The organism is Allorhizobium sonneratiae, from assembly GCF_023700755.1.
GTDB classification, from domain to species: domain Bacteria; phylum Pseudomonadota; class Alphaproteobacteria; order Rhizobiales; family Rhizobiaceae; genus Allorhizobium; species Allorhizobium sonneratiae.
The window spans coordinates 66395-82292 of record NZ_JAMKOJ010000005.1 but is presented as its reverse complement, the minus strand read 5'-3'; the positions used below and the strand labels follow the sequence as shown (position 1 = coordinate 82292).

At 56.5% G+C, this 15898-nt stretch carries 17 protein-coding genes, 1 tRNA gene, 1 pseudogene and 1 riboswitch; of the genes and pseudogenes, 7 read left to right on the top strand and 12 right to left on the bottom strand.

What is annotated here, in order from left to right; translation table 11 throughout:
• Positions 1–39 precede the first annotated feature (39 nt).
• The 4 genes from NAC44_RS10945 to NAC44_RS21350 form a co-directional block, all read right to left on the bottom strand.
• Positions 40–1677, bottom strand: coding sequence for a CTP synthase (locus tag NAC44_RS10945; protein ID WP_338022082.1), 1638 nt, complete (start codon positions 1675–1677; stop codon positions 40–42).
• Between the two features lie 115 nt (positions 1678–1792).
• A complete protein-coding gene (gene secG, locus NAC44_RS10940) occupies positions 1793–2203 on the bottom strand; it encodes a preprotein translocase subunit SecG (RefSeq protein WP_250940715.1) in 411 nt (136 codons plus the stop codon).
• 82 nt (positions 2204–2285) lie between these two features.
• Positions 2286–3059, bottom strand: coding sequence for a triose-phosphate isomerase (gene tpiA / locus NAC44_RS10935; protein WP_250940713.1), 774 nt, complete (start codon positions 3057–3059; stop codon positions 2286–2288).
• Between the two features lie 102 nt (positions 3060–3161).
• Positions 3162–3335 (bottom strand): hypothetical protein, encoded by a 174-nt coding sequence (locus NAC44_RS21350; RefSeq protein ID WP_338022081.1) that lies wholly within the window; start codon positions 3333–3335, stop codon positions 3162–3164.
• 45 nt (positions 3336–3380) lie between these two features.
• Here NAC44_RS21350 and NAC44_RS10925 point away from each other — a divergent pair, with 45 nt between their 5' ends.
• Together NAC44_RS10925 and NAC44_RS10920 are read left to right on the top strand one after the other, a co-directional pair.
• A complete protein-coding gene (locus tag NAC44_RS10925; RefSeq protein ID WP_250941099.1) occupies positions 3381–3545 on the top strand; it encodes a hypothetical protein in 165 nt (54 codons plus the stop codon).
• A 54-nt stretch (positions 3546–3599) separates the two neighbouring features.
• Positions 3600–3674, top strand: a tRNA-Asn gene (locus tag NAC44_RS10920).
• Between the two features lie 158 nt (positions 3675–3832).
• Here the strand turns inward: NAC44_RS10920 and NAC44_RS10915 are convergent.
• From NAC44_RS10915 to NAC44_RS10905, 3 genes and pseudogenes are all read right to left on the bottom strand, one after another.
• Entirely contained in the window at positions 3833–4069 is a 237-nt protein-coding gene (locus tag NAC44_RS10915) for a hypothetical protein (protein ID WP_250940710.1), read from the bottom strand.
• Between the two features lie 102 nt (positions 4070–4171).
• Positions 4172–4696, bottom strand: a complete 525-nt coding sequence (locus NAC44_RS10910) for a GNAT family N-acetyltransferase (RefSeq protein ID WP_250941086.1) — start codon at positions 4694–4696, stop codon at positions 4172–4174.
• Between the two features lie 6 nt (positions 4697–4702).
• A pseudogene (locus NAC44_RS10905) lies at positions 4703–5812 on the bottom strand (anhydro-N-acetylmuramic acid kinase); the annotation flags it as partial.
• 110 nt (positions 5813–5922) lie between these two features.
• Here NAC44_RS10905 and tyrS point away from each other — a divergent pair.
• Positions 5923–7179, top strand: coding sequence for a tyrosine--tRNA ligase (gene tyrS / locus NAC44_RS10900; RefSeq protein WP_250940708.1), 1257 nt, complete (start codon positions 5923–5925; stop codon positions 7177–7179).
• Positions 7180–7235: 56 nt separating this feature from the next.
• Here the strand turns inward: tyrS and NAC44_RS10895 are convergent, their stop codons facing one another.
• Positions 7236–8222, bottom strand: a complete 987-nt coding sequence (locus tag NAC44_RS10895) for an alpha/beta hydrolase family protein (RefSeq protein ID WP_250940706.1) — start codon at positions 8220–8222, stop codon at positions 7236–7238.
• A 151-nt stretch (positions 8223–8373) separates the two neighbouring features.
• Here NAC44_RS10895 and NAC44_RS10890 point away from each other — a divergent pair, with 151 nt between their 5' ends.
• The 3 genes from NAC44_RS10890 (at position 8374) to NAC44_RS10880 (ending at position 10090) form a co-directional block, all read left to right on the top strand.
• Positions 8374–8700, top strand: coding sequence for a PadR family transcriptional regulator (locus NAC44_RS10890; protein WP_250940704.1), 327 nt, complete (start codon positions 8374–8376; stop codon positions 8698–8700).
• Complete coding sequence (locus NAC44_RS10885) at positions 8697–9278, top strand: DUF1700 domain-containing protein (protein WP_250940702.1); 582 nt, start codon at positions 8697–8699, stop codon at positions 9276–9278. Before NAC44_RS10890 ends, NAC44_RS10885 begins: the two co-directional genes overlap by 4 nt.
• Before the next feature lie 107 nt (positions 9279–9385).
• Positions 9386–10090, top strand: coding sequence for a head GIN domain-containing protein (locus NAC44_RS10880; protein ID WP_250940700.1), 705 nt, complete (start codon positions 9386–9388; stop codon positions 10088–10090).
• Between the two features lie 170 nt (positions 10091–10260).
• Here NAC44_RS10880 and NAC44_RS10875 read toward each other — a convergent pair whose 3' ends face one another.
• The 4 genes from NAC44_RS10875 to NAC44_RS10860 form a co-directional block, all read right to left on the bottom strand.
• On the bottom strand, positions 10261–11499 hold the full coding sequence (locus NAC44_RS10875) for a S41 family peptidase (RefSeq protein ID WP_250940698.1): 1239 nt from the start codon (positions 11497–11499) through the stop codon (positions 10261–10263).
• 142 nt (positions 11500–11641) lie between these two features.
• Entirely contained in the window at positions 11642–12319 is a 678-nt protein-coding gene (gene bluB, locus NAC44_RS10870) for a 5,6-dimethylbenzimidazole synthase (protein WP_250940696.1), read from the bottom strand.
• A gap of 73 nt (positions 12320–12392) precedes the next feature.
• A riboswitch (cobalamin riboswitch) is annotated at positions 12393–12612 on the bottom strand.
• Between the two features lie 28 nt (positions 12613–12640).
• Positions 12641–13474, bottom strand: a complete 834-nt coding sequence (locus tag NAC44_RS10865) for a TolB family protein (protein WP_250940693.1) — start codon at positions 13472–13474, stop codon at positions 12641–12643.
• Positions 13475–13478: 4 nt separating this feature from the next.
• Complete coding sequence (locus NAC44_RS10860; protein WP_250940691.1) at positions 13479–15158, bottom strand: NAD+ synthase; 1680 nt, start codon at positions 15156–15158, stop codon at positions 13479–13481.
• A gap of 130 nt (positions 15159–15288) precedes the next feature.
• On the opposite strand from NAC44_RS10860, the gene NAC44_RS10855 reads away from it, so the two are divergent.
• The gene (locus NAC44_RS10855) at positions 15289–15747 is read left to right on the top strand and encodes a GNAT family N-acetyltransferase (protein WP_250940689.1); all 459 of its coding nucleotides are present in this window, start codon (positions 15289–15291) and stop codon (positions 15745–15747) included.
• Positions 15748–15898: the final 151 nt, after the last annotated feature.

The following is a 15898-nucleotide window of genomic DNA, read 5'->3' as shown; positions in this document are numbered from 1 at the left end:
CCGGACGGAAAACCGTTTCACACTTTTCCTGGAGCTGCTCTAGACGAGCCTGCTTTGCTCCAGAGCTGCTTCAATGAAGCTTCTGAAAAGAGGGTGCGGCTCCAGCGGTCTCGATTTGAGTTCCGGGTGATATTGCACGCCGATGAACCAGGGATGGTCCGGATATTCCACCGTTTCTGGCAGGACGCCATCGGGCGACATTCCGGCAAAAACCAGGCCGCAGCCTTCAAGACGTTCCTTGTAATCGACATTCACCTCGTAGCGGTGACGATGACGTTCGGAAATCTCTGTCGAGCCATAGACGTCAGCAATCTTGGAGCCTTTTTTCAAGGCCGCCTTATAGGCACCGAGGCGCATCGTCCCCCCCAGATCGCCGGAGGCCGTACGCTTTTCCAGCGCATTGCCCTTGATCCATTCGGTCATCAGGCCAACAACCGGTTCCTCGGTCGGTCCAAACTCGGTGGAAGACGCTTTTTCGATACCAGCGAGATGACGAGCAGCTTCGACAACCGCCATCTGCATGCCGAAACAGATCCCGAAATAAGGAACCTTACGTTCGCGGGCAAATTGCGCCGCTAGAATCTTGCCTTCGGAGCCACGCTCACCGAACCCACCGGGCACAAGAATACCATGCACCTTTTCGAGCCAAGGCGCGGGGTCTTCTTTTTCGAAGATTTCCGATTCGATCCATTCCAGCTTTACCTTAACCCGGTTGGCAATCCCACCATGGTGAAGCGCTTCGATGAGCGATTTATAGGCATCCTTGAGGCCGGTATATTTGCCGACAACGGCAATCGTTACCTCGCCTTCCGGCGTGCGAATGCGGTTACAGACTTCGTCCCAGGCATCAAGTCGCGGCTTGGGAGCAGGTTCGATACCGAAAGCGGCCAGAACCTCGTTGTCCAGCCCTTCCTTGTGATAGGCCGTCGGCACATCATAGATATTCGCCACATCCAGCGCCTGAATGACGGCGGAGGGGCGAACATTGCAGAACAGCGAAAGCTTACGGCGCTCCGCCTCGGGAATTTCCCGATCTGCCCGCACGAGCAGAATATCGGGATGAATACCAAGCGCCTGCAATTCCTTGACCGAATGCTGGGTCGGCTTGGTCTTCAATTCACCCGCTGCCGGAATATAGGGCATCAAGGTCAGATGCAGATAAACCGCTGTTCCGCGCGGCAATTCATTGCCAAGCTGGCGGATCGCCTCGACAAAAGGCATGGCCTCGATATCGCCGACCGTGCCGCCAATCTCGCAGATGACGAAATCATAATCGTCATTGCCTTCGACCACGAAATCCTTGATTTCATTGGTGACATGCGGAATGACCTGAACGGTTGCGCCGAGATAATCGCCGCGCCGCTCCTTGTCGATGATGTTCTTATAGATGCGACCGGTGGTGATGTTGTCGGTCTTCGTAGCCGAGCGACCGGTAAAGCGCTCGTAATGACCAAGATCGAGGTCGGTCTCCGCGCCGTCATCGGTGACGAACACTTCCCCGTGCTGGGTCGGGCTCATCGTGCCGGGATCGACATTGAGATAAGGGTCCAGTTTGCGCAGGCGCACGCGGTAGCCCCGCGCCTGCAACAATGCTCCGAGTGCCGCGGCCGCAATTCCTTTGCCAAGAGAGGAAACCACGCCGCCAGTGATGAATACATATCGCGCCATGGGCTTCACCGGATACCGTTTCAGAATTGATTCCGCCAGCGTTATTTTGCCGCTTCGGGAATTTCACACAAAGAAAAACCGGCGGACCTTGAAAGCCCGCCGGAGCGAAAGAAACTGTGACCGGTCAGTTGCCGGTCGGAACAGCGCCCGGCGAGGCCGGAGCCGGTGTCGCAGCGCCGGATGCCGGAGCAGCAGGCGCAGACTCACCCGTTTTTGCAGCAGGCGCTGCGGGAGCGCCGGGAAGCTGATCGAGAACATTGCCCGTATGGGTTTTCTCGTCGGCCTTGATCCGATCGAGAATATCGGTGGGCTTGCTCTCGAACCGCGACAGGACATTCAGTCCAAGCGAGGTCGCAAAGAACAAGGCTGCCAGAATTGCCGTCATCCGGGTCAATGCATTGGCCGTGCCACGCGCCGACATGAAGCCGGAACCGCCGCCAATGCCAAGACCACCGCCCTCCGAGCGCTGAATCAGCACAACGCCAACCAGCGCAATGACGATCAGAAGGTGAACGACAATCAAAACGGTTTGCATGGAATATCCCCTGCCCCTTCAGGGCCAAGTCAAATTACTGTTTGGCCGCTCTCTACACGAGGTGAAGCGTCAAAGGAAGCCCTTATGACGCCATAAGCTCTGAATAGACCCCGTAAATGGCAAGGAAATCGCTCGCTTTCAAGCTGGCGCCGCCGATAAGCGCTCCATCGACATTGTCCACGCCAAGCAGTTCCCGGGCATTGCCCGGTTTGACGGAGCCGCCATACAGGATGCGCATGGCCGCACCTTCTGCGCCAAAACGCTTTTTCAGCTCCGCCCGCATGAAGGCATGCGCCTCTGCGACATCAGCCACCGTCGGGGTCACGCCTGTGCCGATCGCCCAGACGGGCTCATAAGCAATCACGGTATTGTGAGCATTCGCCCCCTCCGGAAGAGATCCGGCAAGCTGACGCCTGAGGATATCCAGGGTCTGACCAGCCTTGCGCTCATCGGCGGTTTCGCCGATGCACACGAGCGCCACCAGATCAGCGGCATGAGCGGCTTCAGCCTTGGCACGCACGAGATGATCGGTTTCGGCATGATCGGTCCGGCGTTCAGAATGGCCAACAATCACGTGGGTACCGAAGCAATCCGCGATCATCTCGGCCGAAATATCGCCGGTATGCGCGCCGGACGCCATCTGGTGGCAATCCTGCGCGCCGATCATCAAAGGGCTGTCATCGCACAGCGCCGTCGCGACATAAAGCAGTGTCGCGGGAGGACATATCAGACTATCGATCTTTTCCGACAACGCACCCTTGACCCCCTCGGCCATCGCCTTGATCTGGTCAAGTGAGTCGCGTGTGCCATTCATCTTCCAGTTACCCGCCACAAGCGGACGCACATTCGGTGTCATATCGTTCCCAATCACCCTATCATTCTTCGGGTCTATAAAAGATTGTGCCGTCGAAAAAGGCAAGGTGCGATGCAAAATGATGCAGTTTCAGTGCGCTGAATGTCACTTTGCTTGTTTCAGCCGACGCATGATCGCCACTTCTGAACGGCGACGAAAGCGACGAACCATCGGATTGTCGTGCGACAGGATAACCAGCCCGACCGGCACCATCCAGAATCCCAGAACAGGCAGAAAACCAAGACATCCTCCGATAATAAACAGGACACCAATCGCCATGCGCGCCGCCCGCGACCGGGGAAAAGACATGGAAAACCGATGCACATGCAAGCGACCCGCCGCTGCATCCAGATGAAAAAACCGGTTTTTCCGGCGCTTAGCCATAAATTGCCCTCCTTTGCCCGACAGTTATCCACATTCGAAATCACTGAAATTCCAAAAGAGACAAATTTTTTTCAAAAAAGGTCTTGGCAAATCGATGAAGCCTGAGTAGAAGCCACCTCACCGACGCGGGGCGCACGAAAACGAACGCCTCACGGTTATTCCCTGGTAGCTCAGCGGTAGAGCATTCGACTGTTAATCGACAGGTCGCCGGTTCGAATCCGGCCCGGGGAGCCATTTTTTCCTTGTCAAGCTTATCACAACAACGCGAATGACAGCGAAATTGCTTGAAAACTATAATTTCGGCAATTTTTGAATGGGAAAAGAGCGGAAAAACGATGTTCTTATCGTTTTCCCGCCCAAGAGGTCGTCATGTTCAAGCTTCTATCGCACGATCAGCGGCAGACTGTGGTCTTTTTCACGACCCAGTGGCCATGATGGCGGAATTTCTGCACCTCAGTGCGGCAATGATGGCGCGGATGCCAGCGATGATGACGATCATGATAGCCGTCATATCTCGGGCCGGGTTGACCATCCCGAATAATGACGGTTGCATCCTGCGCCAATGACGGAGCCGCCATTGCCGCGAAAGTGCCAAGGCCCAGAACACAGGCAGCCAGAATCTTTTTCATCTCAGTCTCCTTATGCTTTTGTGTCGCATCAACGTATGGAGAGACTATAGGTTCCGTTAGATGAACGTGTCGTGAGACAGTTATTCATCATAGCGACAGGTTTCAGAAATCGTTTTCGGCGATACTCGTCCTGACCGTTTCAAAAAAATGGAACGGGTCGCCCTTGTGCTCGGCAACACCCAGATCTTTCGTCGCAATTTTTCTGAGAACGGCGAGAGACGCGGCATTATCGACATGGGCAAAGGCAATGAAATGATCACCACGCTGCGTTTCAAAAAACCAGCGGGAAAGGCCCCTGGCGATTTCCGTGGCAAAGCCCTTGCCCCACTCCTTCTCGGCAATCGAATAACCCAGTTCATAGCCGCTGCCATGCTCTTTTGACCGGGAAAACCCTGCCCGACCGATAAAACGGCCATCGGCTTTGTTCAGAATTTTCATTTTACCCGTTCCGTCCGTCTCAAACTCATCCAGCCAGCCCTGCATACGATGGCTCGCATAGTCGAGGCTCCACGGCTTTCTGGTGCTAACGAAGCGGCTGGTCCGTTCGCTGTCATGCAAAGAGGCGATCAGCCGCGCATCGTCTCTTTCCCAGGGCAGGAGAATCAGTCGTTCCGTCTCCAAAATCACGGGTCGGGCCAGCACGCCGCCCGTCACCGGCTGCGCCACACCGGTGGTACCGGGAAAGGTCAGCGGCAGAGATTTCTGGCTGCGCACGGCGAGATAGGCCCAGGCCTCCGCCTCCATCGCATCGCCATCGAGCCCCATATCGTCAGCGGAGAGGAGTGTGGCGCCCTGTTTTTCCGCCATATGACGCAGATCGGCCATGATCACCCGGTTGAGACGCCCGCCGCCGCAGATCACATAGGTCTTCGGTTTTTGCGGCAGGTGACGGCCAGAGGCAAAGATCGCCGCAGCCGTCACATGGGCAAGCGTTCGTGCACCATCCTCCAGACTGGCCGCATTGGGCTTCGGCGGCAGAAAATCATTGCGGTCGAGTGAGCGACGGCTGTTGCTGGTGAAAAAGGGCTGCGACAAATAGTGGTCGGCCAGAGCCGGAACGAGCCGGCCGTTTGCGGCAATCTGCCCTTCCGAATCATAGGGTTTTCCGGTCAGTGCTTCCACCCATTGATCGATCAGGCTGTTGCCCGGCCCGCTATCAAAGGCGACGATCTCGCCATCCCTGCCGATATAGGTCAGGTTGGAAATGCCACCGATATTGACGAAACAGACGGGAAATGCCTCCTCACCAAGCCCCGCTGCCAGCGCGGCATGATAGGCCGGAATGAGCGGCGCACCCTGCCCGCCACGCTCCATATCATGGGCGCGCATATCGTAGATGACCGGCACACCCAACGTTCTGGCCAGAAGATTGCCATCGCCGATCTGCACGGTCAGCGCCTGATCGGGCCGGTGCAGCACCGTCTGCCCATGAAAACCGATGAGGTCGATATCGCGGGGCCGCAAACCATGACGGCGGAGAAACTGCCGCACCGCTTCGGCATGCAACAGAGTCTGATCCCGCTCCAGTTCAGCAAGTGAACCCGGCCGTTCGTGACGGGTGGTGATCGATTTCGCCTCCTCCAGCCCCTGTTTCAGCCGGGCGCGAAAGGCAGGCTCATAGGCAAGCATCAGGGCGGGACCGCGCTTGACGATACCCTCCCCATCCGTTTCGACAAGGGCGATGTCGATACCATCCATCGATGTACCGCTCATCAGGCCAAGGGCCCGGATCAGGTCTGTCATGCGATTCTCCTGCAAAGCCTGCGCAATTCATGACTGAAAGAGATGCACAATTCAAAAAACAATGCTAAAGCCGCCCGGAAAAAGTCCAGACACCAGAAGGCGTGAGCATCATGGCCAAGTTCAAGTCCGATTTCCTGCACATCATGTCCGAGCGCGGTTTCATTCATCAGATTTCCGATGAAACCGGGCTGGACGATCTGTTCGCCAAGGAAAGCGTGACGGCCTATATCGGCTTCGATCCGACCGCATCGAGCCTGCATGCCGGCTCGCTGATCCAGATCATGATGCTGCACTGGCTGCAAAAAACCGGTCATCAGCCGATTTCGCTGATGGGTGGCGGCACGGGCATGGTCGGCGACCCCTCCTTCAAGGAAGAGGCGCGTCAATTGATGACCGTCGAAAAAATCGAGGACAATATCGCCTCGATCAAGCGCTGCTTTGCCCATTACCTCAACTACGACAGCGGCCCGAAGGGCGGCGCGCTGATGCTGAACAATGCCGAATGGCTGCGTTCGCTCAACTATCTCGAATTCCTGCGCGATGTCGGAAAGCATTTTTCGGTCAACCGGATGCTGTCTTTCGATAGCGTCAAGACACGTCTCGATCGCGAACAGTCGCTGTCCTTCCTGGAATTCAACTACATGATTCTCCAGGCCTATGATTTCGTCGAACTGAACAAGCGTTACGGCTGCCGTCTGCAAATGGGCGGCTCCGACCAGTGGGGCAATATCGTCAACGGTATCGATCTCGGCCATCGCATGGGTACGCCGCAGCTCTATGCGCTGACGGCGCCGCTTCTGACGACGTCCTCGGGCGCCAAAATGGGCAAGAGTGCCTCCGGCGCGGTCTGGCTGAATGCGGACCTGCTCTCGGTCTATGATTTCTGGCAGTACTGGCGCAACACCGAAGATGCCGATGTGGAACGCTTCCTGAAGCTCTACACGACGCTGCCGATGGATGAAATCGCCAAGCTTGCCGCACTGGGCGGCGCGGAGATCAACGAAGCGAAAAAGGTGCTGGCCACCGAAATCACCGCCATCCTGCATGGCCACGACGCCGCCGAAGCTGCCGCCGAAACCGCCCGCAAGACCTTCGAGGAAGGCGCACTGGCCGACAGCCTGCCCTCGATCGATGTGGCAAAAGCCGAGCTTGAATCCGGGATCGGCCTGCTCGCCCTGATCGTCAAGGCAGGCCTTGCCACATCCAACGGCGAAGCCCGCCGCCACGTCCAGGGCGGCGCGGTAAAGATCAACGATCAGGGCGTCTCAGATGAGCGCGCCATGATCGGCACGAGCGAGGTGACGGCAGACGGGGTGATCAAGCTATCGGTCGGCAAGAAAAAGCACATTCTGGTGCGGCCGGTTTGAGACATGGAGGCATCCTGCACCTGAATTGGCGCAGGGTGCCGTTATCGTCAACGATGCTATTTTGCGGCCATCAGATGCTCGCGGAAAAAGACCACGACATCCGCATTGAACATGCGGTGAAATTCCGCCCGGTCGAAGCCGGGCGCGTCGACACAGGCTTGCGAAACATGATCGATGGGCGGACAGGGTGTCAAAAACGACAGATGGACGGCATTCTTCACCACGTGAAAATCTGGTTTTCTTGGCAACTCCCGAGCAAGTGCCGCAACGTTTTCCGGTGAGGCGCCGCCGCCGCCGCCAAGTTCCGATCCCCAAAGCTGTAGCGGTATTGTGACGTCCTTCACACTGTCTGCGGTTGGAAAGACGACGCTGAGCGGATCGGCGACAACCATCGCCCTGATACGGACATCATGCACCAGAGACGGGATTGCCAGTTTTGGCCGATGCAATTGCATTTTCATGGCTGGAGGACATCCTAAGGCTTTCGGGTCCGCGCATCGGGGTGGCAAAGCATTGAAATCCGGATTGGCGCCAGCAACGACCAAGCCGGTATATCCCCCTTGGGAAAAACCATAAAAGCCGACAGCATTCGGATCGATCTTGGCGGTCTCTGGAAAATCCATGAGCATGTAATCGACGGTGCGCTTGATATCGAGAGGGCGTTCGACAAGCACGCCCAGCCCATTTCCCCGACTCATGTCGAAATGATTGGCATGGGGATGGTTGATCGCAATGACCATAAAACCGGCATCGGCCAGTGCTTCGGCCGTATCGTGGTGCCCCAAATACCAGCCGCCATAGCCATGCGAGATAACGATAAGCGGCAGTTTCTCACCCTTGATCGGGCAATCTGGCACAGCAGGCAAAGTGAGCGATCCGATTTTCATCTTTTCCGGCGACTTGGCGCAGGGCGACCAGAGGGCGGCATCCATGGCGGGGCCCACTGCATCGGCTGGTATCTGGATGAATGTGAGGCCCGCCGCATCGGCAACGGGCGCAGCAAAGCAAAGAGCCGCTGCAAGAGCGAAACGCAGTAAGGACATGATCAATGCTCCAAGGGATAGGATTACCCAGAAATTTCAGGAGATTAGAAGGATAGCAATGCAATCTGTTGAGTAGCGGTACAAAACATAACTCACTACCTTGTATTAAACAGTACCGTGTTATATATAATCTGTAAATCCGAGGAATGGCATGGCCGATTCAATCCAAGTCCAATTGCGCAAAGGTGCGCTGGATCTCTGCGTTCTCGCCGTTCTGTCACGCGGTGAGAGTTACGGGTACGAGATCGCCAGCACGCTCACTGCTGCCGTCGGCATGGGGGAAGGCACGATCTATCCACTGATGCGGCGGATGCAAAATGACGGTCTGGTTGCGACCCGGCTTGTTGAATCGAGCAGCGGACCGCCCCGCAAATATTATCGGCTCACACCGCTGGGCCAGACGGTTTTCGAAGCACATTGCCGCGATTGGCGCAGCTTTGCCGATGCCGTTGAAACACTTCTCAAGGGGTCGACATGAGCAAGGACACGTTTCTGCAAACACTGAAACAGGGTCTGAAGGGCCTGCCGCCCGAAGAAATCGAGGAAATTCTCGGCGATTATGCCGCTCATTTCGCAGATTCCGCTGCTTGCGGCCGTCAGGAGGAAGAGGTTGCCATCGCTCTGGGGGACCCCGCCAGACTGGCCCGGGAGCTGCGCGCCGATGCCGGTTTACGCCGGCTTGAACGTGACTGGAGCGTTTCCAACATGTTGAGAGCCATGCTGGCGCTCACGGGCCTGGTCATTGTCGATATCCTGTTCCTGCTGCCATTCTTGCTGTTTCTTGCACTCGTCACTCTGGCCGCCGGGTTCGCCATGATTGTCCTCGGTACTCTTGGCCTGAAAATCTTGTTTGTCACCTTGAGCGATCAGGTCGGTAACACCATCGCCTCAACCTTAAGCCATGTCTTTATTGGAGTGGGACTGATCAGCGCCTGCGTCGGAGGCAGCGCCTTGCTGCTGATGGCCTTGAGTGGCGGTATCCGCGTAATCGGACATTATAGCCGTCTGCATTTTCAGTTCGCTCATCCCAAAGATCCAGGCAACACGTTCCCTTAGAGCGTTTCAGTGTTTCACGAAAACACTCTAATGCATTGTTTTTACGCATTTCCGGACTGAAAACCGTTTCACACTTTTCTCGGGGCACTGCCCTAAGGAGCATGTCAATGACAAGAAAACTTACATTCATTGCGGCATCCGGACTGATCATTTCGGCAGTCTTCCTGACGGTTGGCTTCGGCCTTGCGGACCAAAATCAGCCATCCAGCTTGCTTTGGGGATCGTTGAAATCGACATGTCAGCCCATCAATTCCGGTAAAACCCAAATTATCCTGCCCTTTACCGCAACGGACAAGCTGACCATCGCCCTGCCGGCATCCATTCGCTATGCCGTTGGAGACACGGCACAAGTCGCTGTCAGCGGTAATCCGGCATTGATCGATCATGTTCAGATTGAAGGATCTGAATTGAAACTGGATTGCCATCCGGGTTGGGTTTCCTCCTCTTTGAACATCACCGTGACAGCCCCTCCCATCACGCGGTGGACATTGCTCGGCAGTGAAAAACTTGCTTTGCCCCAGCTTGAGCAGCCACATCTGGTTCTCAACATTCGCGGAAGCGGCAGCGTGACTGCCTCCGGCCATGTGCATGATGTTGATCTGGATGTTTCAGGTTCGGGAACGGCCAGATTAAAAGATCTGACGGCCCAAACCGCCCAGGTCGACATCCGTGGCAGCGGCGATGTCTATATCACCGCGAAAAAAGATGCGGATGTATCGATCTCCGGAAGCGGTGATGTCAAATTGTTCGGCAACCCGGTTCTGCGACGTTCCGAGATAAGAGGCAGCGGCCACATTCAGCAGATGCCTTAAACTACCGAAAAGCCTAGATTTTCTCATGGAAAAGTGGAATCCGGTTTTCCTCGACAAACTCTAAAGCGCCGTGCGGCATATATGGCACACAAAGGTTCGCTGGTGGACGTTATATCCGCAGCATGATTTGCATCTCAAATCCTCTCAGATTTAAAGAATGATGCTGTAGGTCAAGCCAACAATAAAATTCTGACAGCTTCTTCTAACTGAGCATCTTCTCCCGTCTGCAACTCTTTGCGGGTCAAAGGAATGGCTCTATCCGGGGTCACGCCGACACCTTCGAAGGGTCTGCCATCGGCAAAATATTCGCGTTTGGTCGATACCCGGAAAGACATGCCGAGTTCTGGGAAACGGCGGCAATAGGGCTTACCTGTCGAGCCCCAGGTCGGCTCCCCCAGCACAAGCCCGCGTCCGCCCTGCTGAAAACGCAGGACGAAATCTTCCCCAGCGGATGCGCAGCCAGCGTCGGCCAAGATCGCCATCGAGCCAGGCCAGGCATCCGGCTTGGGTTGCGCGATGTAAGGTCCGTATCGATACGCCGTTATTGGGAACTGGGGAAATTCATACTCATCTCGGGATGCATCAGAATATGCAATTGTCATCGGCGATGAAAAGACTGTACCGGGATAAGGCTTGGTCATGATTGCCGAAAGCAGATTCATCGGGGTAGTTCCGCCGCGATTGCTGCGCAAATCAAGCAAGACAGCCTTTGCATCCGTCGCATCGCGCAGCGCTGAAATCGCAGCCTGCTCATATCGCGGATCGTTAAACGCCGGAATTCTGATCACCATCAGCCCGTCGTGACGATGAATGGTTTCGACCTCGACAGGATAAAGCCGTCCCCGCGCCTGTTGCTCCACGGCATCATCGAGATCGAGCATGATCTGGCGCCCGTCGTCAGTTAGCACCGTGAAGCGTTTCGGGAAGATCTCTGCAAAATGCCAACCTTCAAAATGCGAGGCAGGACTAGAGCTACCAACATAATCATAAAACGGCGCCACCCAGTCTGCTACCGGTCGACCATCAATGCTGACAATGACATCGCCTGGGGAAAGCTCATGGAGGCGCGTCCAAACCACGGTCCAGCACCCTTCAACGAGCTGAATCCTCATAGGCCCCTCGTTCTGATTTACCCAGAGCTGATCGTCCATGAAGCGAGTGTGGCCATTGCGCAAGCCAGCAAATAATCGCATGCTGGCCAAAGAAAAGCCCCGCCGGTCGGGCGCGTCCATAGCCGCCTTGACATAGGCGGCGAACTGTTCCTCAAAATCGTAACCTGCGGGAAGGCCCTCCGCGTGTGCGAAGTAACGGCGGATCGCGTGATAGATTTCCGCAATGATGACGACCCGCTCTGAACTATCGGGATCGCGAAAACTGGCAAGTGGGGATCGTTGTTCTATACCGGCCATAGGGGTTCAAGCCCTTGAAATAAAAGAAAAGCTTAAATACCATCGCATCATAAGATGCGGTCATTGCAAGGCAATGGCAGCCGTTTCACTTCCTCGTGAGATCGCGCTTCAGTATAGGCAGTTCAGCGATAGCGAATGCTTTTCACGTCGGCCCCTGCCACCCCTCCTCAAACACCAGTTCCTCCAGCACCAGACGCTTCCTCCAGCCCTTCACCTGCAATTCCGGTTCGCTGTAAAGCTCCCTCACCTTGCCGAGGCAGAGCCAGCCGACGATCTCGATGCGGTCGGGAATGCCGAGAATGGCGCGCAAGTCGGCATCGTGAAAAATGCTGACCCAGCCCATTCCGATACCTTCGGCGCGGGCGGCGAGCCAGAGGTTCTGGATGGCGCAGACGGTGGAATAGCTGTCCATACGCGGATTATGGGTACGGCCGAGCACCACGGGTCCGGCGCGGTCCGGATCGCAGGTGACGCAGATCCCGAGCGGAGCCTTGAGAATGCCTTCGAGTTTCAGATTGCGATAGAGGGCTGCCTTTTCACCTTCAAAAAGACGAGCGGCCTCGTCATTGGCTTTGGAAAAAGCCTGCCAGACAGCTTTCCGCCGCGCCTCGTCGCGCACGAGAATGAAATTCCACGGCTGCATGAAGCCGACCGAAGGGGCGTGGTGGGCGGCTGTCAGGATGCGCCAGAGCACATCATCCTCAATCGGATCGGGCAGGAATTCGTCGCGCACATCCCGGCGGGTCATGATGGCGCGGTAAACGGCGGCGCGCTCTTCCTCGGAAAAAGTGCCCGCTTCGGTCATGCTGTCCGTCTGCATCGTTTGGTCCCCAACAATGCGGGGCCGGATGACAGTTCACCCAGCCGAAACACCCCTCACGCCGTCCATGCGCGCCGGGCTATCCTGTCAGGCCGGTCTTCTGACTGGGTTTCACCGAATGCGACGCCTTCCCGATCTTTGTTCGAGCATGTCGTTATCGCGTTTGCGCAATATGCTCTCGATCAGTGGCTTCTGTCGCAGCCTCCACCTCACAGCGTTGGGCACGTTGCGGAGTTTCACCGCATTCCCGATTCTCCCGTGATCACACGGGCACCTGACGAAGCTCAGATAGCGTAAACTGAAGGCCGCTCCAAGAGCGGATCAGCCCTCTTCGGGAAAATACCGTATATAGGCAAATTCACGACCGTCCGGCGACCAGCTCGGGACATTGATCGTGCCCTGCCCGCCAAACAGTTCGAACAGGGTTTCGACATTACCGCCATCAAAATCCATCATCCGTAACCGAACATGATGATCGCGCGGATGGTCGAAAACATCGGCATCATAGGATAAAAACACGACCTTGCGGTTGTTCGGGCAGGGATGGGCAAACCAGTCGCCATAGCCGTCATCGGTCAACCGCTCAAGGCCACTGCCATCAGGGCGCATGCGCCAGATCTGCATTGTGCCGGTGCGGCTGGAGTTGAAATAAATCCACTGTCCGTCTGCTGACCAATCCGGCCCGTCATTGCGGCCCTCGCCATGGGTCAGCCGCTGCTCCTCACCGCCCTCGACGGAAATCGTGTAAATATCGAAGATCTGATCGCGAATGCCGCAATAGCTGATCCTTTGGCCGTCCGGCGACCAGCCGTGCCAGTAGGAAGGCAGGTTTTCGGTGATGCGGATCGGCGTGCCACCTTCTGCGGGCAGGATATAGAGGCAGGTCCTGCCATGCTCGACCTTGTCGCAGATGGCCAGCCATTCGCCGCAGGGCGAGAGGCCGTGATCATTGTTGCAGAGTGTGGCAAAGCCGGTATCGATCTTCTCTGGCACCGAGTGTTCGACCAGCGGCAGGCGATAGATCAGCCCGTCTCCATTGAGGATAAGGAATTGCCCATCCCTCGACCAGTTCGGCGCTTCCACCAGACTTTCGCTCTGCCAGATCACGCGCGACTGACGGGTGTCGATATTGAAAATCTCGACCGAACTGCGCATCCGCCTAGCGATCCCGGAAGCGGTTGGTGATCGGATAGCGACGGTCGCGGCCAAAGTTCTTTTTGGTGATCTTCACGCCCGGCGCCGATTGGCGGCGTTTGTATTCGGCAAGATAAAGCAGATGCTCAACCCGGTGCACCGTCGCCACATCATGGCCGCGCGCCACGATCTCCTCCACCGACATTTCCTTTTCCACCAGACATTCAAGAATGTCGTCGAGCACCGGATAAGGCGGCAGGCTGTCCTGATCCTTCTGGTCGGGACGGAGTTCGGCAGAGGGTGCCTTGGAGAGAATATTGGCCGGGATCACCTCGCCAGATGGCCCCAGCGCCCCTTCCGGCACATGCCCATTGCGCCAGGCCGACAGCGCATAGACCTGCATCTTGTAGAGGTCCTTGATCGGGTTAAAACCACCATTCATATCGCCATAGAGCGTGGCATAGCCGACCGACATTTCCGACTTGTTGCCGGTCGTCACCACCATGGAGCCAAACTTGTTGGAGACGGCCATCAGGATGGTGCCGCGCGTGCGACTTTGCAGATTTTCCTCGGTAATGCCGCTTTCCGTGCCCTCGAACATGTCGCCCAGCGCCGCAAGAAAGCCTTCCACCGGCTCGGCAATCGGCACGATGTCGTAATGGCAGCCAAGCGCCCTGGCGCAATTGGCGGCATCCTTGAAGCTTTCTTCCGAGGTATAGCGATAGGGCAGCATGATGGTGCGCACCCGCTCATGGCCGAGCGCATCGACGGCAAGGGCAGCGCACAATGCCGAATCGATGCCGCCGGAAAGGCCGAGCACCACGCTCTTGAAACCGTTCTTGTTCACGTAATCGCGAAAGCCCAGCATGCAGGCGAGATAATCCGCCTCCTCGCCTTCCGGCACGGTGGCAAAGGGGCCGTGCGCGCAGCGCCAGCCCTCGCCATCCCGGATCCAGTCGCTGATCCCCAGCATTTCGGAAAATTGCGGCATCTGGAAAGCCAGCGTCTTGTCGGCATTGAAGGCAAAGCTTGCGCCGTCATAGACGATTTCGTCCTGCCCACCCAACTGGTTGGCGAAAACCAGCGGCAACCCGCTTTCAATGACCTGACGCAGAGCCACCTGATGGCGTATATCGACCTTGCCATGATAATAGGGCGAACCATTCGGCACCAGCAGCAGTTCAGCCCCGCTTTCCGCCAGCGTTTCGCAGACGCCCAGATCGTTCCAGATATCCTCGCAGATCGGAATACCGATCCTTATGCCGCGAAAATTCACCGGACCCGGCATGTCACCGGGAACGAAAACCCGCTTCTCATCGAATTCGCCGTAATTCGGCAGATCGACCTTGTCGCGGATGCCGACAATCTTTCCGCCATCCAGCAGAGCTGCGGAATTGTGGCGTCCGGTTTCACCTTGACGCGGAAAACCGACAATCACCCCCGGCCCGCCATCAGCCGTATCCGCGGCCAGCGCCTCAACCGCCTTGAGGCAGGCTTTGAGGAAAGCCGGTTTCAGCACCAGATCTTCGGGCTGATAGCCGGACAGAAACAATTCAGTCAGAAGCAGCAGGTCTGCGCCCTGCTCCGCCGCCTGTTTGCGCGCAGTCCGCGCCTTTTCGAGATTGCCGGCGACATCGCCGACAGTCGGGTTGAACTGGGCCACGGCGATGCGCAGCCGGTCGGGTCTGGTAACGATCTCGCTCATGGTCATTGATGTATCGCTCTGCATAAATGAGCGCAACGGTTTGATGGCTATTTCTTGCGCGGGCTTTATAATTTGCCCCATCAAGGACAATCGCACTGAATGCGATAGTCTACGCTTAAAGGACAAAACAATGCTGATCAGACCTGCAAATCCGTCCGATGCCGCCGGTATGGTGCGTGTTATCGAGGAGATTTTTGCCACCGGACTGCGCAAAACCACTGGTGACGCAGATTGGGTTCTGGAGCATTACATCAACCATAAGGACCGGATTGAATGCTCGCTCGCAGTCACCGACGAAGGGCGGATTCTCGGCTTTCAATCCCTGCGTTATGCAGTCGCCGACAATCCCTATGGTGTTGCGGAAGGCTGGGGCATCATCGGCACCCATGTCAGCCCGCAAGCCGCCCGGCAAGGTGTGGGAAAGGCCCTATTCTCCGCGACATTGAAAGCTGCCAAAAGCTTTGGCCTGAAAAACATCGATGCGACGATCGGAGACACCAACGAAACCGGTCTTGCCTATTATGAAGCCATGGGGTTCAGGCGTTATCGGACAATCGATGCCGCCATCTGCAAGGTCTACAGCGTCTAGAGCGCTTCGGTGTTTTCGTGAGACAGTGAAGTGCTCTAAGTTTTTGTTTCGCAACGGATTTTTCCGAAAACTGGTTCCCAGTTTTCGGCCAATGCTTTCATAATAAAAATCCGCCATGAAACCAGAGTTTCATGGCGGATAGGATGTCTGA